Below are 15978 nucleotides of genomic sequence, written 5' to 3'. Positions count from 1 at the left end.
CCCCCCCCCCCCCCCCCCCCCCCCCCCCCCCCCCCCCCCCCCCCCCCCCCCCCCCCCCCCCCCCCCCCCCCCGCCGCACGCGCCCACGCAAACAAAAAGGGCGCAGCTTCCGCCACGCCCTTCTCATAACTCCCGAAACCCGCCTCAGCAGACTTCGAACAGCCCCGCCGCGCCCATGCCGCCGCCGACGCACATGGTGCAGACGACGTACTTGGCGCCGCGGCGCTTGCCCTCGATCAGGGCGTGGCCGACCATGCGGGCGCCGGACATGCCGTAGGGGTGGCCCACGGAAATGGCGCCGCCGTTGACGTTCAGCAGCTCGTCGGGGATGCCGAGCTTGTCGCGGCAATAGAGGACCTGCACCGCGAAGGCCTCGTTCAGCTCCCACAGGCCGATGTCGTCCATCTTCAGGCCGTTCTTCTCCAGCAGCTTCGGGACCGCGAAGACCGGGCCGATGCCCATCTCGTCGGGGTTGCAGCCGGCCACGGCGATGCCGCGATAGATGCCGAGCGGGGTCAGCCCCTCCTTCTCGGCCAGCGAACGCTCCATCAGCACCGAGGCGGAGGCGCCGTCGGAGAGCTGCGAGGCGTTGCCCGCGGTGATGCAGGCGCCTTCCTTGACCTGCTGGCCGTTCTTGAAGACCGGGTTCAGGGACTGCAGGTTCTCGAGCACGGTGGAGGGACGGTTGCCCTCGTCCTTCTCCAGCGTCACGTCCTTCTTCGAGATCTCCTTGGTCTCGCGGTCCTGCACCAGCATGGTGGAGGCCAGCGGCACGATCTCGTCGTCGAACTTGCCCGCCTGCTGCGCCGCGGCGGTGCGCTGCTGGGAGCGCAGGGCGTACTCGTCCTGCGCCTCGCGCGACACGCCGTAGCGGGCGCCGACGATCTCGGCCGTCTCCAGCATCGACATGTAGATCTGGGGCATGTTGGCGACCAGCCAGGGATCCCCGGCGCGGTCCATGCGCATCTTGTCGTTCTGCACGAGCGAGATGCTCTCGACCCCGCCGCCGACGGTGACGTCCATGCCGTCATCGATGATCTGCTTGGCGGCGGTGGCGATGGCCATCATGCCGGACGCGCACTGGCGGTCGAGCGACATGCCCGCGACGGACATGGGCAGCCCGGCGCGCATGGCGGCCTGGCGGCCGATATTGCCGCCGGTCGAGCCCTGCTGCAGCGCCGCGCCGATGATGCAGTCCTCGATCCGCGCCGGGTCGAGGCCGGAGCGCTTGACCGCGTTCTCCACCGCGTGTCCGATCAGGGTCTGGGCGTTGGTGTCGTTGAACGCGCCGCGATAGGCCTTGCCGATGGGCGTGCGCGCGGTGCTGACGATGACGGCTTCCCGCATGGGGCTCTCCTCCCGGTCGATCCCGGGACGTCGCCCGGGTTTCTTGATTGCGGGGCGGAGCGTAGCCCGCAGAACGCGGTTCTGCAATGCGAAATCAGGACGGTCGAAAAGCGACTCGCCTTCCGTGGGGACAGCTTTGTTTTAAGTGCTGCGCCGCGGTATGGTCACCGCATTGTTATCCTTCTCGGAGCCCCCCGGCATGTCCATTAAACGCTCGCTCGCCGCCGCCGCGCTTGTTCTTTCCGTCGCCGCCGGCTCGGCCCAGGCCGCGCCCACCGTCTTCAACTTCGAGCAGGCCTGGAACGGCGGCCTGCTCAGCGGCTCCTTCACCGCCGAGGATCTCAACCTCGACGGCGCCGTGGCCAGCTTCGACGGCGAGGTCAGCGCCTTCTCCGCCACGCTGACCGGCGCCTCGGTCGCCCCGGACCTGACCTTCGACCTCGCGGGCCTCTGGGGGCTGGTCTACCTGGTCGGCACCGGCGTGATCGGCGACGATCCCTTCGTGGGCGCCGAGGGGCTGGGCGTCGAAGACACCACCTTCTCCTATGATCTCGGGGTCGGCATCGGCCCGCTCGGCGCGCCCTGCGACGGCATCCTGCTGTGCGGCGAGATCTTCGACCTGGGCGACAACAGCACGGTCGAGACCACGATCGGCCAGCTGCTGGTGACCAACGACACGTCCGAGCCCTATTACGGCGCCGAGGTGCCGCTGCCCGCGGGCGGCGTTCTGCTGCTGGGCGGCCTCGCCGCGCTGGGCCTGCGCGCCCGCCGCGGCTGAGGGCTCCAGCGGGTATGCAAAAAGGGGCGGCCCGGCGACGGGCCGCCCCTTTCCCTTGCGCGCCCTCTCAGGAACTCGCCTGCAGCTTCTCCGGCGCGGCCTCGAGAACCGGCGCCGCGATCTCCCGGCAGTCCTCGGCGAAGCGCAGGGGGGCGTCGGTCTTGTCCTGAAGCTCGTCCCGGGTGATCCCCGGCGCGATCTCCCGCACCAGGAAGCCGCCGTCGATGTCGATGACGGCGAGGTCGGTGAAGATGCGGCTGACCACCCCGGCCCCGGTCAGCGGATAGGAGCAGGTCTCCATCAGCCGCTTCTCGCCGTTCTTGCCGACATGGGTCAGCACCGCCCAGATCCGCCGCGCGCCCGCGGCCAGGTCCATCGCGCCGCCGATGGCGGGCAGAAGATCGGCCGAGGACCGGGCCCAGTTGGCGATGTCGCCATTGGGCGCAAGCTGGTAGGCGCCGAGGACGCACAGGTCCAGGTGCCGCCCGCGCACGATCCCGAAGGACAGCGCGTGGTCGAAGATCGAGGCGCCGGGCAGCATCGTCACCGGGCGCTTGCCGGCGTTGATCAGGTTGGGGTCCACGTCCTCCGCCGCCGGCGAGGGGCCCATGCCGAGGATGCCGTTCTCGGAGTGGAACACGATCTCCCGCCCCGCGGGGATCGCGTTGGCGCAGAGCTCGGGCATGCCGATGCCGAGATTGACGTGCCAGCCGTTCTGGATGTCCTGGGCGGCGCGCCAGCCGACCTGTTCGCGGGTCAGGGTCATGCGGCGTTCTCCTTGCGCGGGGCGGGGGGGCGCGGGGCCGAGGTCAGGGTCAGGGCGTCGACGAAGATGCCGGGGGTCACGACATGCTCGGGATGCATCTCGCCCAGCTCCACGATCTCGTCCGCCTCGGCGATGGTCCAGTCCGCGGCGGCGGCCATCAGCGGCGAGAAGTTGCGCGCCAGCTTGTCGTGGTCGAGGTTGCCCCAGCGGTCCCCGCGCCGCGCCTTGATCAGCGCGAACTGGGCGGGCAGGGCGTATTCCAGCACGTGGCCGCGGCCGTCGAACTCGCGGGTCTCCTTGCCCTCGGCCACCACGGTGCCGAAGGAGGTCGGGGTGTAGAAGGCGGGGATGCCCGCGCCCGCGGCCCGGATCCGCTCCGCCAGCGTGCCCTGGGGCATGACGTCGAGGGTCAGCTTGCCGGCGCGCACCAACTCCTCGACCTGCGCCGCCATCGCGCCGCGGGGGAAGGAGCAGACCAGCTTCTCGACCCGGCCCGCCAGCAGCAGGGCGGCCATGCCGTGGGTTCCTTCCCCGGCATTGTTGGAGATGACGGTGAGCCCCCGCGCCCCGCCGTCGAGCAGGGCGGCGAGCAGGCGGTTGGGCCGCCCGGATTCGCCGAATCCTCCGACCATGACGGTCGCGCCGTCCGGAATGCGGGAGACGGCCTCTTCCGGGCCGCCCGCGCGTTTGTCGATCATGTCCGCCCTCCCTGTACGCAGCGATCGCGGCGGGTCCGCCCGCCGTTTCGCGGCAGGGTAGTTTGCAGAATAGAATATCGCAAAGCGAAACTGCCCATGGCGCCGTCCTGTGGAACGGGGGCGGCGGCGGGGCGGCGGGGCGGGGCTGATTCGCCGCCCTTGCGCCGCCGCGCCGGGGGTTTGGCGCCTGAAAAGACGGCGCCGGAAGCTGATTTGATCTGAATCAAGGCGCCGATAACGGGCCGCGCCCCGCAATGCAGCAAAAGGTGCTTGCGTCGTGAATGTTTTTGACGAAAGCTTGAGACATCGCCAATGACGGCGATGACCTGCGGCCCAATGGCGGGACGCGCGACGACGAACCCCCCGGCGCCTGCCGGGCCGCCGCACACGCGGACGGCCGGGCGCACCGGGATCCCGCCAGCCCCCGCCAGCTTTCACAGGTCATCGCCCGCCATGCACATGCAGGCCGTCCCCTCCGCCCAGGATCCGTTCGACTGGACCGCGCCGCCCGCGTCCCGGGCCGCCCGTTTCGACGCGGTGGTGATCGGCGGCGGCCCCGCCGGGTTCAAGGCGGCGCAGGAGCTGACCCGCCGGGGCCGCTCCGTCGCGCTGCTGAACGCCGAGGGCTGGGCCCCTTACAACCGCGTCAAGCTCACCCCGCTGCTGGCCGGAGAGGTCCAGATCGGCCAGGTCATGCAGCCGCGCGACCCGGAGGGCGACGGGCTGGGGCGCCACTATGTCGGCGCGCGGGTGGTGGAGATCGACCGCGACCTGCGCATGGCGCGCACCGCGGGCGGCCGCTGGTTCGCCTATCGCGACCTGCTGATCTGCACCGGGTCCCGCGCCTTCATCCCCGCCATCCCCGGGGTCGAGGCGCGCCACGTCTACACCTTCCGCAATGTCGACGACGCCCAGGCCCTGCGCGCGCGCAGCCGGCAGGCCCGCGCCGTCGCGGTGATCGGCGGCGGGCTGCTGGGGCTCGAGGCCGCCCGCGCGATGGCCGCCCACGGCGCCGCCGTCACGGTGATCGAGCACGAGCCGCGGCTGATGCCGCGCCAGCTCGACCCCGCCGCCGCCGCCATGCTCGCGGACCAGCTCGCCGCGCTCGGCGTCGCCGCCCGGTGCGGGGTGCGGGTCGAGAAGATCGTCGCCCCCTTCGGCGCGGTCGACGGGCTGCTGCTGTCGGACGGGCGGATGCTCGACGCCGACACCGTGGTCATCTGCACCGGCCTGCGCCCGAACAAGGAGCTGGGCGCCGCGGCCGGCCTCGCCCATGGCCGCGCGATCAAGGTGGACGCGCGGATGCGGACCTCGGACCCGCATGTCTTCGCCGCGGGCGAATGCGCCGAGATGGACGGGCGCATCGAGGGGCTGGTCGGCCCCTGCCTCGCCCAGGCCGAGGCCGCCGTGCGCGCGATCTGCGGCGAGGACGGGCCCTACGCGCCCCCCGCGCCGTCCACCAGGCTCAAGGTCGTGGGGGCCGAGGTGTTCTCGGTCGGCGACATCGAGGCGCTGGAGGCGGCGCCGGGCGTGCGCGACGCGGTGTGGCGAAACGAGGCGGAGGGGCTGTACCGCCGTATCTTCGTGGTGCGCGGGCGCATCGCCGGGGCCATCGGCGTCGGCGCCTGGCCCGAGGCGCACCGGGTCCAGCAGGCCGTCGCCCTGCGCCGGCCGCCGCCGCCCATGGGCCGCTGGCGCTTCACGCGCCATGGCTGCCTCTGGCCCGAAAGCGCCCCGGCCTCGGCCGCGGCGCTGCCCGCGGCGGCCACGATCTGCAACTGCACCGGGGTCACCCGCGGGCGCATCGGCGAGGCCGTCGCCCGCGGCGCGGACAGCGTCGAGGCGATCCAGGCCGAGACCGGCGCCGGCGCCGTCTGCGGCTCCTGCCGCCCGCGGATCGAGGAGATCCTCTCGGGCGCCGCGGCCCCGCGGGCGATCCGCATGTGGAAGCCGCTGGTCTGGGCCTCGACCGCCGCGCTGGCGCTGGCGCTGCTGTCGCTCCTGGCGCCGCGCATCCCCTTGCCGGGCGGCTATGCGCCGGGGAGCTGGGCCGAGACGCTGTGGCGCGACGACATCGCCAAGCAGTGGACGGGCTACACGCTTCTGGCCCTCTCCGCGGCGCTGGGCCTGCTGGGCCTGCGCAAGCGGATCGGCGTGCTGAAGCGGCTCGGCGGCTATGACTGGTGGCGGATCGTGCATCTCGGCCTCGGGGCCGCGGCGGCGCTGGGGCTGGCGGTGCATACCGGCTTCCGCCTCGGGCATGGCCTGAACATGTGGCTGATGCTGGCGATGCTGGCGGCGATGGTGTTCGGCGCCGCCGCGGGGCTGGCCACCGGCGGCGCCCACAAGCTGCGCGAAGCGGGCGTGCAGGGCGAGCGCCCGCGCACCATCCCGCTCTGGCTCCATATCCTCGCGCTCTGGCCGCTGCCGGCGCTGCTGGCGGCGCATGTCCTCGCCGTCTACGCGTACTGAGGGGGCACGGACGATGCGCAACGCCCTTCTCTGGATTCTCTGGCTGACGGCCACCCTGCTCGGCGCCGGGGCGCTGGGCGCCGCCGTGTTCCTCGGCGGCGACCGCTCGCCGCTTGCGCCGGGGGAGACGACGGGCGTCCACCACCAGGTCGAGCTGGCCTGCGAGACCTGCCACGCCGCCGATCCCTGGGATGATTTCGCGGATTCCAAGGCGCAGCTGAAGGATCTGAACAAGACCTGCCGCGGCTGCCATGACGACGAGCTGAAGGTCTCCAACGACTCCCACCCGCGCAAGAAGTTCCGCGACCCGCGGATGGCGGATTACTGGGCGAAGATCGACGCGCGCGACTGCACCTCCTGCCATGTCGAGCACGCGCCGGAGATCACCCGCCCGATGGGCGTCACGCTGGCCGAGGATTTCTGCGTCGCCTGCCATTCCGAGGGCGACCAGGACGTGCGGGTGAACCGTCCCTCCCATGCCGGGCTGGGCTTCGACACCTGCGCCTCCGCCGGCTGCCACAACTTCCACGACAACCGCGCGATCTACGAGGATTTCCTCGTGAAGCACGCGGACGAGCCCTGGCTGAAGGACCATGCGGTGCTGCCGCTGCGCGCCGCGCGGCTGGAGGGCGGCGAGCCGATCGCAAAGATCCGCGGCGACGCGCTGACGCTGGCGCAGGCCGACGCGCCCGCCGAGGCGCTGGAGCGGACGCTGGAGGCGCAACTTGCGGGCTGGGAAGGCTCGGCCCATGCCGCGGGGGGCGTGAACTGCGCCGGCTGCCATGCGCCCAAGGGGGCCAAGAAGGGCGAGGCGGAGAAGATAGCCGCCGAATGGGACGACGCGGTCGAGATCAAGACCTGCGCCAAGTGCCACCGGTCCGAGGCGCAGACTTTCACCGAAGGGCGCCACGGCATGGCGTTCAACAAGAACGTCGAAGGGCCGCGCAAGCTCAAGAAACGCCTCAAGGCCGTGGGCCTGAAGGGGATGGAGGAGGAACTGCCCGCGGCGATCCTCGCCTTCCTCGACGACCCGTCCCCCGAGGACGTGCCGATGCAGGTCTCTCGCGCCCGGGTCGCGCTGGCGCCCGACGCGCCCCATGACGCGCTGACCTGCGCAAGCTGCCACGACCCGCACACGGCCGACACGCAATTCGCCCGGGTCGAGGCCTGCGCCTCGTGCCACGTGGACGATCACAGCCGGGCCTATTTCGACAGCCCCCACTACGCGCTGTTCCAGGCCGAGGCGGCGGGCGAGGGCGCCCCCGGCTCCGGCGTCGGCTGCGCCGACTGCCACATGCCGCGCCTCGAGCATCCCGACACCGGCCAGGTCTTCGTGACCCATAACCAGAACGAGACCCTGCGCCCGAACGAGAAAATGATCCGGCCGACCTGCCTGAGCTGCCACGGGCTCGGCTTCTCCATCGACGCGCTGGCCGACGCCGCGCTGGTCCGGGGGAATTTCGCCGGAAAGCCTTCCGCCCGCATCGAGAGCATCGACTGGGCGGTCAAGAGAGTGACGACGGAGGGTTCACGCCAATGAACGCCCCCCGCCGTCCTCGCCGCCCGCAAACTGCATCGCCGACAGAGAGGTCCCGAGAAATGCGCAAAGTTTCCGTGAAAAGCAAGCTGCTCGCCGCCGCCCTCGCCCTGCCCATGGGCGTCGCCGCCGCCCCCGCCGCGGCCGAGGGCATCCCGCCGCAGGACGTGGCCGACATGCTCCATGCCGTCATGAACTCCGACCGCACCGTCTACACCCGCATGGTCGTCGGGCGCCTGGCGAACAAGGAGAAGGTGATCAAGGCCTCCGAGCACTTCCAGGACGACAAGGCCCTGCCGCTGCCCGCGCAGATGTTCCGCTTCGGCGCCGAGATGGTCGCCGACAAGACCGAGAAGTTCTCCTACTCGCTCCTCTCCATGTGGCCGATCAACGCCCAGAACGCGCCCAAGACCGAGGCCGAGAAAGAGGGCCTCGAGTACGTGGCCGAGAATATCGGCGAGAACTGGTACGGCGAGGAAGAGCTGGGCGGGACCACCTATTTCACCGCCGTCTACGCCGATACCGGCGTCGCCGAGGCCTGCGTGAGCTGCCACAACGATCACAAGGACAGCCCGAAGACGGATTTCGAGCTGGGCGACGTGATGGGCGGCGTCGTCATCCGCATCCCGATGGACGACTGATGCGCGCCCGCGCCCCGATGGCGGCGCTCGTCCTGGCCCTGGCGGCCGGGGCGGGCGCCGCCGCGGGGGCGCCCGCCGACCCGGCCTCGCCGGCCGGCATGGCGGGCCCCGTGAAGGCCGACCGGCTGCCCCCGACCCCCCATCCCGCGCTGGAGACAGGCCGCGCGGTCTGGGCCGGGCGCTGCTTCGCCTGCCACGGGATCTCGGGCGATGCGGGCGCCCCGAAAATCACCCGCCGAAAGGCCTGGGACACCCGAATCGCGCAGGGTCTGCCGGTCCTGTTCGACCACGCCCTGAACGGTTTCATGGGCCCCCGCTACACCGAGATGCCGCCCCGGGGCGGCGACCCGGACCTGACAGACGACCAGGTGAAGGCGGCCGTCGCCTTCATGGTTTGGATGAGCGGCGGGCGCGCCCCCGTCGCCGCATGGCTTGACCAGATGGAGACCTCCCGATGACCCCCGAAAAGATCGCCCTCGTCCAGGGCTCGTTCAAGAAAGTCGCCCCGATCGCGGAACCGGCCGCCGACATCTTCTATGACAAGCTGTTCGAGCTGGACCCGGCGCTGCGGTCCCTGTTCCCCGAGCAGATGGGCGACCAGAAGAAGAAGCTGATGCAGATGCTGGCGACGGCGGTGAACAACCTGCACCAGGTCGACAGCGTCCTGCCCGCGGTGCAGGAACTGGGCCGCCGCCACGTCGCCTACGGCATCACCGCGCCGATGTACGACACCGTGGGCGCCGCGCTGCTGTTCACCCTGGAAAAGGGCCTCGGCGACGACTGGACGCCGGAGGTGGCCGAGGCCTGGGCCGAGACCTACGGCCTGGTGGCCGGGGTGATGAAGGACGCCGCCGCCGAGGTCCCGGTCGCCGAGGCGGCGAAAAAGGGCTTCCTGTCCCGCATGTTCGCGCGCTGAGGGCGCGGCGCAGGCCCGGCCCGCGCGCGGAAGGAAGCGCCGCGCCGGAACGGGCCGCGCCCGTCCCCCCGCCCTCGTGCGCCCCGGCGGGCGCGGGGTCCGGGCCGTCCCTTCGGGGGCCCCGACCGGCCCCGGCCCTTTCCCCCCGCGTCCCGCCCGCGCCCGTCCCCGCCCCCGGGGGCGGGCGCTTTTCGCTCCGGGGCGCCGCGGCGTCAGGCGCCGTTACGTCAGGCGCCGGTTGAGCGGGGCCGCGGGCGTGCACTTGCACCCCGTCGCCGCCCAGGGTTGCGTCCGCGCTTTGATTCCGGGCCTGAAACGCATACGATCCCCCCCGGCCCGCGACGTTCGCGGGCTCCCGGGGCGTCTCGCGCCGCTTCGGGGCGTATCAAATCAAGGGCCCCGCCCCGCGCCGACGTTCGGCGACCGGAGGGGGGGAGCGTTTCGCGTATGCCTGCCGACGTCAGGAACAGAGCGCCCGGCGCCCCTGCGATCTGCCCGCTTGAAGCCGGGCTGGCGCTGGCGCGTCGTCGCCGCAGCCCGGCCGCGCTGCGCGCCGCCGCCGCGCCCGATCCGCGGCAGGAACCCGCCGCCGCGCCGACCGATCTTCTCTCCGACGCGCTGACCGGCGCCGCCCCCCGGCGGCACGAGCCCGCCTCGGCCCTTCGCCCCGCCGCCCTGTCCCCGTCCTGGGAGCGGGCCGAATCGCCTGACGCCCCGGTGCGCCGCGCCGTCGGGCCGCCCCGGCGCCGCGGCGGGGTCGACATGGGCGCCCTGCTGGGCGGAACCGCGATCGCCGCCGCCGCCGCCTTCGTGCTGGCGGGCGGACCGGCGTTGCTGGGGCTGACGCCGCCCGGGGCGCCGGGGATGGCGGACGCCGCCGCGCCCTCCGCCGCGGTCGAGGCCGCCGGGGTCGAGGCCGCCGGGGTCCAGGCCGCCGGGGTCGAGGCCACCGCGGTCCAGGCTCCCGGGGTTCCGGCGCCCGTTGTTCCGGCCCCCGCGGTCGATATGGCCGCCGCGCCCGCGCCGGACGCGCCCGCCGCCGCCGCCGCTCCCGCTCCCGGCGCCGCTCCCGACGCCGCGGATCCGGCCCCCGCGACCGGGCTGGCCGCCGCCGATTCTGCGCCCGCCGCCGCCGCGCCCCTCTCCGCCGGTCCCCCCGCCGAACCGGCGCCCGCGGGCCATGCCGCGCGCTCCGGCCCGACGCCGCCCGCCGCGCCGTCCGAGGCCGCGCCCGCCGCCTTGCCGCGCCGGCTCGCCGCCGCGCCCGCGATCCCCGTCGCGCCGGGCCTGCCCGCCGCGCCCGCCGCCGCCGCCGCCGCCGCCGCCGCCGCCGCGTCCCCCGCGGCGCCCGCCGCCTCGGCCGAACCCGCAGCGGCCGCGCCCGTCGCCCTCGCCGCCTTCGCGCCCGCCGCGTCCGCGCCGTTCGCCGCGCCCGCCGCGCTCTCGCCCGCGCCGGGGCAGGGGGCCGCGCCCGCGCGCCTCGTCGCCGCGGCCCGCACCGGGCGCCCCGCCGCCCCGCAGGAGGAATACGCCCTCGCGCCCGGGGCCATGGCGATGCCCTTCGAGGCCGCCCTCGCGGTCGAGCCCGCCGCCGCGCTGCCGCTCTTCGCCGCGCTCTCGGCCCCCTCCGGCCCCGACCTGGCCGCGCGCACCGCGCCGGTGGGCGAGCCCGCGGGCCACATGACCCCGCCGCCGCCGCGCTTCACCTCGCCCGGCGCCCCGGCCGAGCCGCGCGCGGGGACCGAGCCGCTGGTCCCCGGCCACGCGCTGGCCGAGCTCGAGGGCGCCCCGGCGGTGCCGCTGCCCACCGCGCGCCCCGCGCCGGGCGCCCCGGATGGCGGCGAGCCCGCGGCGCAGCAGGCGCTCGCGCTTCTCGTCGACGCCATGCCGGTGATGGAGCCCGCGCGCTCCGGCCCCCTCTCGGCCGCGCCCGCCTGGCCGCTTGGCGCCGCGACGCCGGTCCTGGCCGCCGTCGAAGCGACCCCCGGGGATCTCGCCTCGGACCCGCAGGACCCGTTCAAGCAGGCCGTCGGCGCGCCCGCCCCGGTGCCGCGCCCCGGCTCGGACTGGGCCGCGGCGGTGGCCGACCTGCTGGCGCGCGACCGGCCCGCGGGGTTCGGCTTCGGCTTCGGCCCGCGCATCGTGATCCAGCACGCCCCGGGGGCCGAGGACGTGGCCGCGGCCCTGCGCGAGGTGCTGCGCGGCGCCGGGCACGAGGCGGTGGAGCTGCGCCCGACCCGGGACGCCTCCGGGCCCGCCCACCTGCGCTTCTTCCACGAGGCGGACCGCGAGCGCGCCGCCGCGGTGGCCGCGCGGCTCGGGGCGCTGCCGCTCGAGGATCACGGCGCCGCGCGCCCCGCCCCGCGCGAGGGGCTGATCGAGGTGCGCCTCGGCGGATCGGGCGTCGCCGGGTCCGACCCGGCCCCGGCCCCCAAGGTGGACCCCGGAGCGGAACCCGGGGCGGCGCAAGGGGCGGAACCCGCCGCCGCGCCCGCCGCCGTCGCCTCGGGCGCCGCCGCCGCGCCGCGCCCGCGCCTGCCCGGCGGGGTCCGCGCGCCCTCGGCGCCGCCGACGCTCGCCCCCGGCGCCCCGGACGCCGCCGCCCCCGGCGCCCCGGACGCCGCCGCCGCCGGGGACGCGGCCTCCCGCGCCGCGGGCGCCCTTGCGGAACCCTCGGTCCGGCCCGCGCAGGGCGAGTGAAGCGCCGCTTTACTTCCTGCCGTCCCCAAGGCTAGCCTTCCCGCCAGACCGGTCGCCCCGCCCGAACGGGGCGCCGCCATCCTGGGAGGGACAACCATGCTCGACGCCGCCGGACGCGCCGTCTACGACGACGACCACCACCAGTATCGCGACACCATCCGCAAGGTCTTCGACCGCCACCTGGTCCCGAATCTCGACCGCTGGGAGGCGGAGGGGAAGGTCGACCGCGCCTTCTGGCTGGCCGCGGGCGAGGCGGGCCTTCTGTGCCAGACGGTCCCCGAGGAATATGGCGGCATGGGCCTCGACTATCGCTGGAACGCGGTGGTGGCGGAGGAGCTGGCCTATGCGGGCTCCTCGGCCGGGATCACGCTCCAGTCCGACATCGTGGCCGATTACATCGTCGCTTACGGCTCGGAAGAGCAGAAGAAGACCTGGCTGCCGAAGATGGTGTCGGGCGAGGTGATCACCGCCATCGCCATGACCGAGCCGGGGACCGGCAGCGACCTGCAGGGCATCCGCACCAGCGCCGTGCGCGACGGCAACCACTACGTCATCAACGGCCAGAAGACCTACATCACCAACGGCCAGAACGCCGACCTGGTGATCGTGGTGTGCAAGACCGACCCCGATGCGGGCTCGAAGGGCATGAGCCTGATCCTGGTGGAGGCGACGCGCGAGGGCTATGCGCGCGGGCGCAACCTCGACAAGATCGGCCAGCATTCGGCGGACACGTCCGAGCTCTTTTTCGACAATGTGCGCGTGCCGATCACCAACTGCCTCGGGGACGAGGGGATGGGGATGCGCCAGCTGATGTCCCAGCTGCCGCAGGAGCGGCTGTCGATCGCCGTCTCCGCCCAGGCCGCGGCGCAGAAGGCCTTCGACCTGGCCGTCGAGTTCACCACGAACCGCAAGGCCTTCGGCAAGACGGTGGCCGAGATCCAGACCGTGCGCTTCGCGCTGGCCGAGATGAAGACCCGGCTGCAGGTCGGCTGGGCGCATCTCGACTGGGCGCTGGCGCGGCACGCGGCGGGGGCGCTGACGGCCTCCGAGGCCTCGGCGGCGAAGCTCTGGCATACCGAGCTGCAGTGGGACCTGTGCGACCAGTCCCTGCAGCTGCATGGCGGGGCGGGCTACATGAATGAATACCCCATCGCCCGCCTCTGGCGCGACGCGCGGGTGCAGCGGATCTATGGCGGCACGTCCGAGATCATGAAGGAAATGGTGGCGCGCGGCATCTGACGCGCCCCCGTCACGACGCGCCGGGCCGGGTCTTGCAAGGGGCCCCTTCCCAACCCGTCGCGTCCGCCGGGCCCCTGGGGGTTTTCCTCCCGCCCGGGGCCCGGCCCGCGCGAGGGTCAGCCCGCCATCTTCCAGGCCGGGCCGGCGGCGACGGCGCGGGCATAGTCCCCGAAGTCCCGCGCCTTGCGGCCCAGCGCCCGCTCGACCCCGTCCGCGAGATGCGCGTTGCGCCCGTCGAGCACGGTCGAGAACAGGTAGTCCATCAGCCAGGCCATCCCCTCGTCCACGCCCGCGGCGCGCGCCCCGGCGATGAAGTCCGCGCGCGGGATTTGCACGAAGGCGACCTCGCGCCCCAGCGCGGCCGAGATCTCGGCCGCCACCTCGGGGAAGGACATCAGGCGCGGGCCGGTCAGCTCGTAGACCTCGCCCGCATGGCCGGTTTCGGTCAGCGCCGCGACGGCGACCTCGGCGATGTCGTCCACGTCGACGAAGGGCTCGGGGACCTCGCCCGCGGGCAGGGCGATGACGCCGCCATGGACCATCTCGGCGAAGGGGCCTTCCGAGAAGTTCTGGTTGAACCAGGCGCAGCGCACCACCGTCCAGTCCGGGCCGGCATCGGCCACGATCCGCTCGCAGACCTGCGCCTCCTCCTCGCCGCGGCCGGAGAGGAGCACGAACCGCTCCACCCCCTGCGCCGCGGCGCGGGCGGTGAAGGCGGCGATGATGTCGGCGGCGCCGGGGACGGCGAGGTCGGGCGCGAAGCTGATGTAGACGCGGGTGACGCCGACCAGCGCCGCGTCCCAGGTCGCCGGGTCGTTCCAGTCGAAGGCGGGGGAGGCGCTGCGCGAGGCGGCGCGCACCCGCATGCCGCGGGCCTTGAGCAGGGCGGCGACGCGGGCGCCGGTCTTGCCCGTGGCGCCGGTCACCAGGGTCAGGTCCGAGGGGCCGAAATCGGCGGGGCGGGGGCTGTTGGCGGCGGCGGCGGTCTGGGTGGGGGCGGTCATGGTCGGTCTCCTCCGGGGTTCGCTTGACAGGGTGTCAACTTGACATGCTGTAAACTGGTGGTAGCTTGTCAGCATGTCAAGCGCCCCCGATGCAGAAAATCGCCCCGCCATGGAAACCGTCCCCGACGCGCCGCCCGCCGCCGCCCCCCTCCACGGGCGGCCCGAAACGCAGGCCCGGATCCTCGCCGCCGCGCTTGCGCTGCTCGAAGAAGCCCCCACCAAGCCCCCGTCGATGAGCGCCATCGCCAGGCGCGCCGGGGTCAGCCGCCAGGCGCTTTACCTGCACTTCGAGACCCGCGCGCAGCTGCTGGTGGAGGCGGCGCGGCGGCTGGACGAGATCAAGGGCTCGGACGCCCGCCTCGCCCCCAGCCGCGCGGCGACGGACGGGCGCAGGCGGCTGCGCGAGTTCATCGCCGCCTGGGGTGGCTTCATCCCGGAAATCCACGGCGTCGCCCGCGCCTTCCTCGCGATGCGGGCCGAGGACCCGGACGCCGCGGCGGCGTGGGAGGACCGGATGGCGGCCCTCCGCCACGGCTGCGCCGCCGCCGTCGCGGCGCTGAAAGCCGATGGCGCGCTGGCCGAGGGGCTGGCGGAGGAGGCCGCGACGGACCTGCTCTGGGCCCTGCTGTCGGTGGGGAACTGGGAGATGCTGACGACCGAGCGCGGCTGGTCGCAAGAGGCCTACGTGGCCGGGATGCAGCGGGCGGCGGAGGCGATGCTGACCTGTGCGCCCGAAGCGGGAGGCGGGGCGGGAGACGGGGGCGGCTGAAAGCACATCGTCCGACGATCTGCGCTTGCGCCCTTCGGGTCTTCGAAATACCGTTTCGCAAAACCAGATGACGCCCCGGGAGGCCCCATGCCCTATTCCACCGACCTCGTGCTTTCAGGCCCGCTGCGGGCCCCGCGCCAGATGCTCGCCGACCAGGAATATGGCGGCCATTCCTCGATCCATGACGACGCCACCGCCGAAACCCTCGGCTTCCGCGCCGGACCGATCGAGGGGCCGACGCATTTCTCCCAGTTCGACCCGCTGATGGCGCGGATCTGGGGGCGGGACTGGTTCGAGAAGGGCTGCATCTCCTCCCACTTCCTCAACATGGTGGTGGAGGGCGAGGAGGTCCGCGCCTTCGCCTCGATGCCCGCGCCGGGGGCGACGACGACCCGCGCCTGGGCCGAGAAGGCCGACGGAACCCCGGTGCTGGAAGCCTCGGCTTCCATCGGCCCGGATCATGGCGAGACGCTGCTCGAGGCGCGGGTGAAGGCGCTGCGGCCCCATGGCCCGCTGGTGATCCTCGGGGACATGCGGCCGGGGCTGGAGGGCGCCGAGGCGCCGCCCGAGGCGATGGGGATGGAGGAGCACAACGGCCCCCTCTACCCCTTCACCCTGGCGCAGAAGCTGGAGCGGATGACCGAAATCAGCCCCTGGCACGCGGGCGACAACCCCTGGGGGCGGCCGATCATCCCGACCGAGATGGTGTCGGTTCTGGCCGAGCGGAACGCGGAGAAGGCGGGCTGGCCGGTGAAGCACCCGGCGGTCGGGCTCTATGCCGACCTTGAAGTGCGGATGGTGGACGGGCCGCTCTTCGTGGACGAGCCTTACCTGATCCGGCGTGAAATCGTGGCGCTGGCGGAAACCCGGCGGACCGAGAGCTACTGGGTGCGGACCCGGATCTTCGACGCGGCGGGGAAGGTGGAGAAGGCGCGCACGCTGCTGAACCACGCGGTGCTGAAGCAGTCGCACCCGGGCTATGACGAGAAGCGCGCGGCGCTGGAGGCGGCGGCGGGCTGAGAGGCCGTCGCGGCGGAAGAGACGCGGCGCCGGGCGGGCCTGCCCAGCGCCGTTTTGCGTTCGGGGGGAGGCCGCGGGCTCGGGGGGACAG

General features: G+C 73.7%; 14 protein-coding genes. 10 read left to right on the top strand and 4 right to left on the bottom strand.

The window, feature by feature from the left end:
- Positions 1-144: 144 nt before the first annotated feature.
- On the bottom strand, positions 145-1347 hold the full coding sequence (locus ACQ5SO_RS13745) for an acetyl-CoA C-acyltransferase (RefSeq protein ID WP_430942183.1): 1203 nt from the start codon (positions 1345-1347) through the stop codon (positions 145-147).
- A 199-nt stretch (positions 1348-1546) separates the two neighbouring features.
- Between ACQ5SO_RS13745 and ACQ5SO_RS13740 the strand changes: the two genes are divergently transcribed.
- Complete coding sequence (locus tag ACQ5SO_RS13740) at positions 1547-2125, top strand: hypothetical protein (protein ID WP_430942182.1); 579 nt, start codon at positions 1547-1549, stop codon at positions 2123-2125.
- Positions 2126-2192: 67 nt separating this feature from the next.
- Here ACQ5SO_RS13740 and ACQ5SO_RS13735 read toward each other — a convergent pair whose 3' ends face one another.
- Together ACQ5SO_RS13735 and ACQ5SO_RS13730 are read right to left on the bottom strand one after the other, a co-directional pair.
- Positions 2193-2891: a 3-oxoacid CoA-transferase subunit B gene (locus ACQ5SO_RS13735; protein ID WP_430942181.1), complete on the bottom strand. Its 699-nt coding sequence runs from the start codon at positions 2889-2891 to the stop codon at positions 2193-2195.
- Positions 2888-3589 carry a 3-oxoacid CoA-transferase subunit A gene (locus ACQ5SO_RS13730; RefSeq protein WP_430942180.1) on the bottom strand — a complete coding sequence of 234 codons (702 nt, stop codon included), beginning with the start codon at positions 3587-3589 and terminating at the stop codon, positions 2888-2890. The genes ACQ5SO_RS13735 and ACQ5SO_RS13730 overlap by 4 nt, the downstream gene beginning before the upstream one ends.
- A gap of 453 nt (positions 3590-4042) precedes the next feature.
- Between ACQ5SO_RS13730 and ACQ5SO_RS13725 the strand changes: the two genes are divergently transcribed.
- The 7 genes from ACQ5SO_RS13725 to ACQ5SO_RS13695 all read left to right on the top strand — a co-directional run bounded on the left by ACQ5SO_RS13725 (position 4043) and on the right by ACQ5SO_RS13695 (position 13094).
- Positions 4043-6061, top strand: a complete 2019-nt coding sequence (locus ACQ5SO_RS13725) for an FAD-dependent oxidoreductase (protein ID WP_430942179.1) — start codon at positions 4043-4045, stop codon at positions 6059-6061.
- A 13-nt stretch (positions 6062-6074) separates the two neighbouring features.
- A complete protein-coding gene (locus ACQ5SO_RS13720; protein ID WP_430942178.1) occupies positions 6075-7601 on the top strand; it encodes a cytochrome c3 family protein in 1527 nt (508 codons plus the stop codon).
- Between the two features lie 59 nt (positions 7602-7660).
- Entirely contained in the window at positions 7661-8239 is a 579-nt protein-coding gene (locus tag ACQ5SO_RS13715; RefSeq protein WP_430942177.1) for a Tll0287-like domain-containing protein, read from the top strand.
- Entirely contained in the window at positions 8239-8697 is a 459-nt protein-coding gene (locus ACQ5SO_RS13710) for a c-type cytochrome (RefSeq protein WP_430942176.1), read from the top strand. The genes ACQ5SO_RS13715 and ACQ5SO_RS13710 overlap by 1 nt, the downstream gene beginning before the upstream one ends.
- The gene (locus ACQ5SO_RS13705; protein ID WP_430942175.1) at positions 8694-9155 is read left to right on the top strand and encodes a globin family protein; all 462 of its coding nucleotides are present in this window, start codon (positions 8694-8696) and stop codon (positions 9153-9155) included. Before ACQ5SO_RS13710 ends, ACQ5SO_RS13705 begins: the two co-directional genes overlap by 4 nt.
- 447 nt (positions 9156-9602) lie before the next feature.
- Positions 9603-11855: a hypothetical protein gene (locus ACQ5SO_RS13700; protein ID WP_430942174.1), complete on the top strand. Its 2253-nt coding sequence runs from the start codon at positions 9603-9605 to the stop codon at positions 11853-11855.
- Between the two features lie 96 nt (positions 11856-11951).
- Positions 11952-13094: an acyl-CoA dehydrogenase family protein gene (locus ACQ5SO_RS13695; RefSeq protein WP_430942173.1), complete on the top strand. Its 1143-nt coding sequence runs from the start codon at positions 11952-11954 to the stop codon at positions 13092-13094.
- 116 nt (positions 13095-13210) lie between these two features.
- Here the strand turns inward: ACQ5SO_RS13695 and ACQ5SO_RS13690 are convergent, their stop codons facing one another.
- Entirely contained in the window at positions 13211-14098 is an 888-nt protein-coding gene (locus ACQ5SO_RS13690) for an NAD(P)H-binding protein (protein WP_430942172.1), read from the bottom strand.
- 109 nt (positions 14099-14207) lie between these two features.
- Between ACQ5SO_RS13690 and ACQ5SO_RS13685 the strand changes: the two genes are divergently transcribed.
- Together ACQ5SO_RS13685 and ACQ5SO_RS13680 are read left to right on the top strand one after the other, a co-directional pair.
- Positions 14208-14867, top strand: a complete 660-nt coding sequence (locus ACQ5SO_RS13685; RefSeq protein WP_430942171.1) for a TetR/AcrR family transcriptional regulator — start codon at positions 14208-14210, stop codon at positions 14865-14867.
- Positions 14868-14954: 87 nt separating this feature from the next.
- Positions 14955-15887 carry a hypothetical protein gene (locus ACQ5SO_RS13680; RefSeq protein ID WP_430942170.1) on the top strand — a complete coding sequence of 311 codons (933 nt, stop codon included), beginning with the start codon at positions 14955-14957 and terminating at the stop codon, positions 15885-15887.
- Positions 15888-15978 lie beyond the last annotated feature (91 nt).

This window comes from Rhodovulum sp. DZ06, from assembly GCF_050586345.1.
Taxonomy (GTDB): Bacteria; Pseudomonadota; Alphaproteobacteria; order Rhodobacterales; family Rhodobacteraceae; genus JBOCEF01.
The sequence above is the reverse complement of the archived record's forward strand: the minus strand, read 5'-3'. Positions and strand labels throughout refer to the sequence as shown.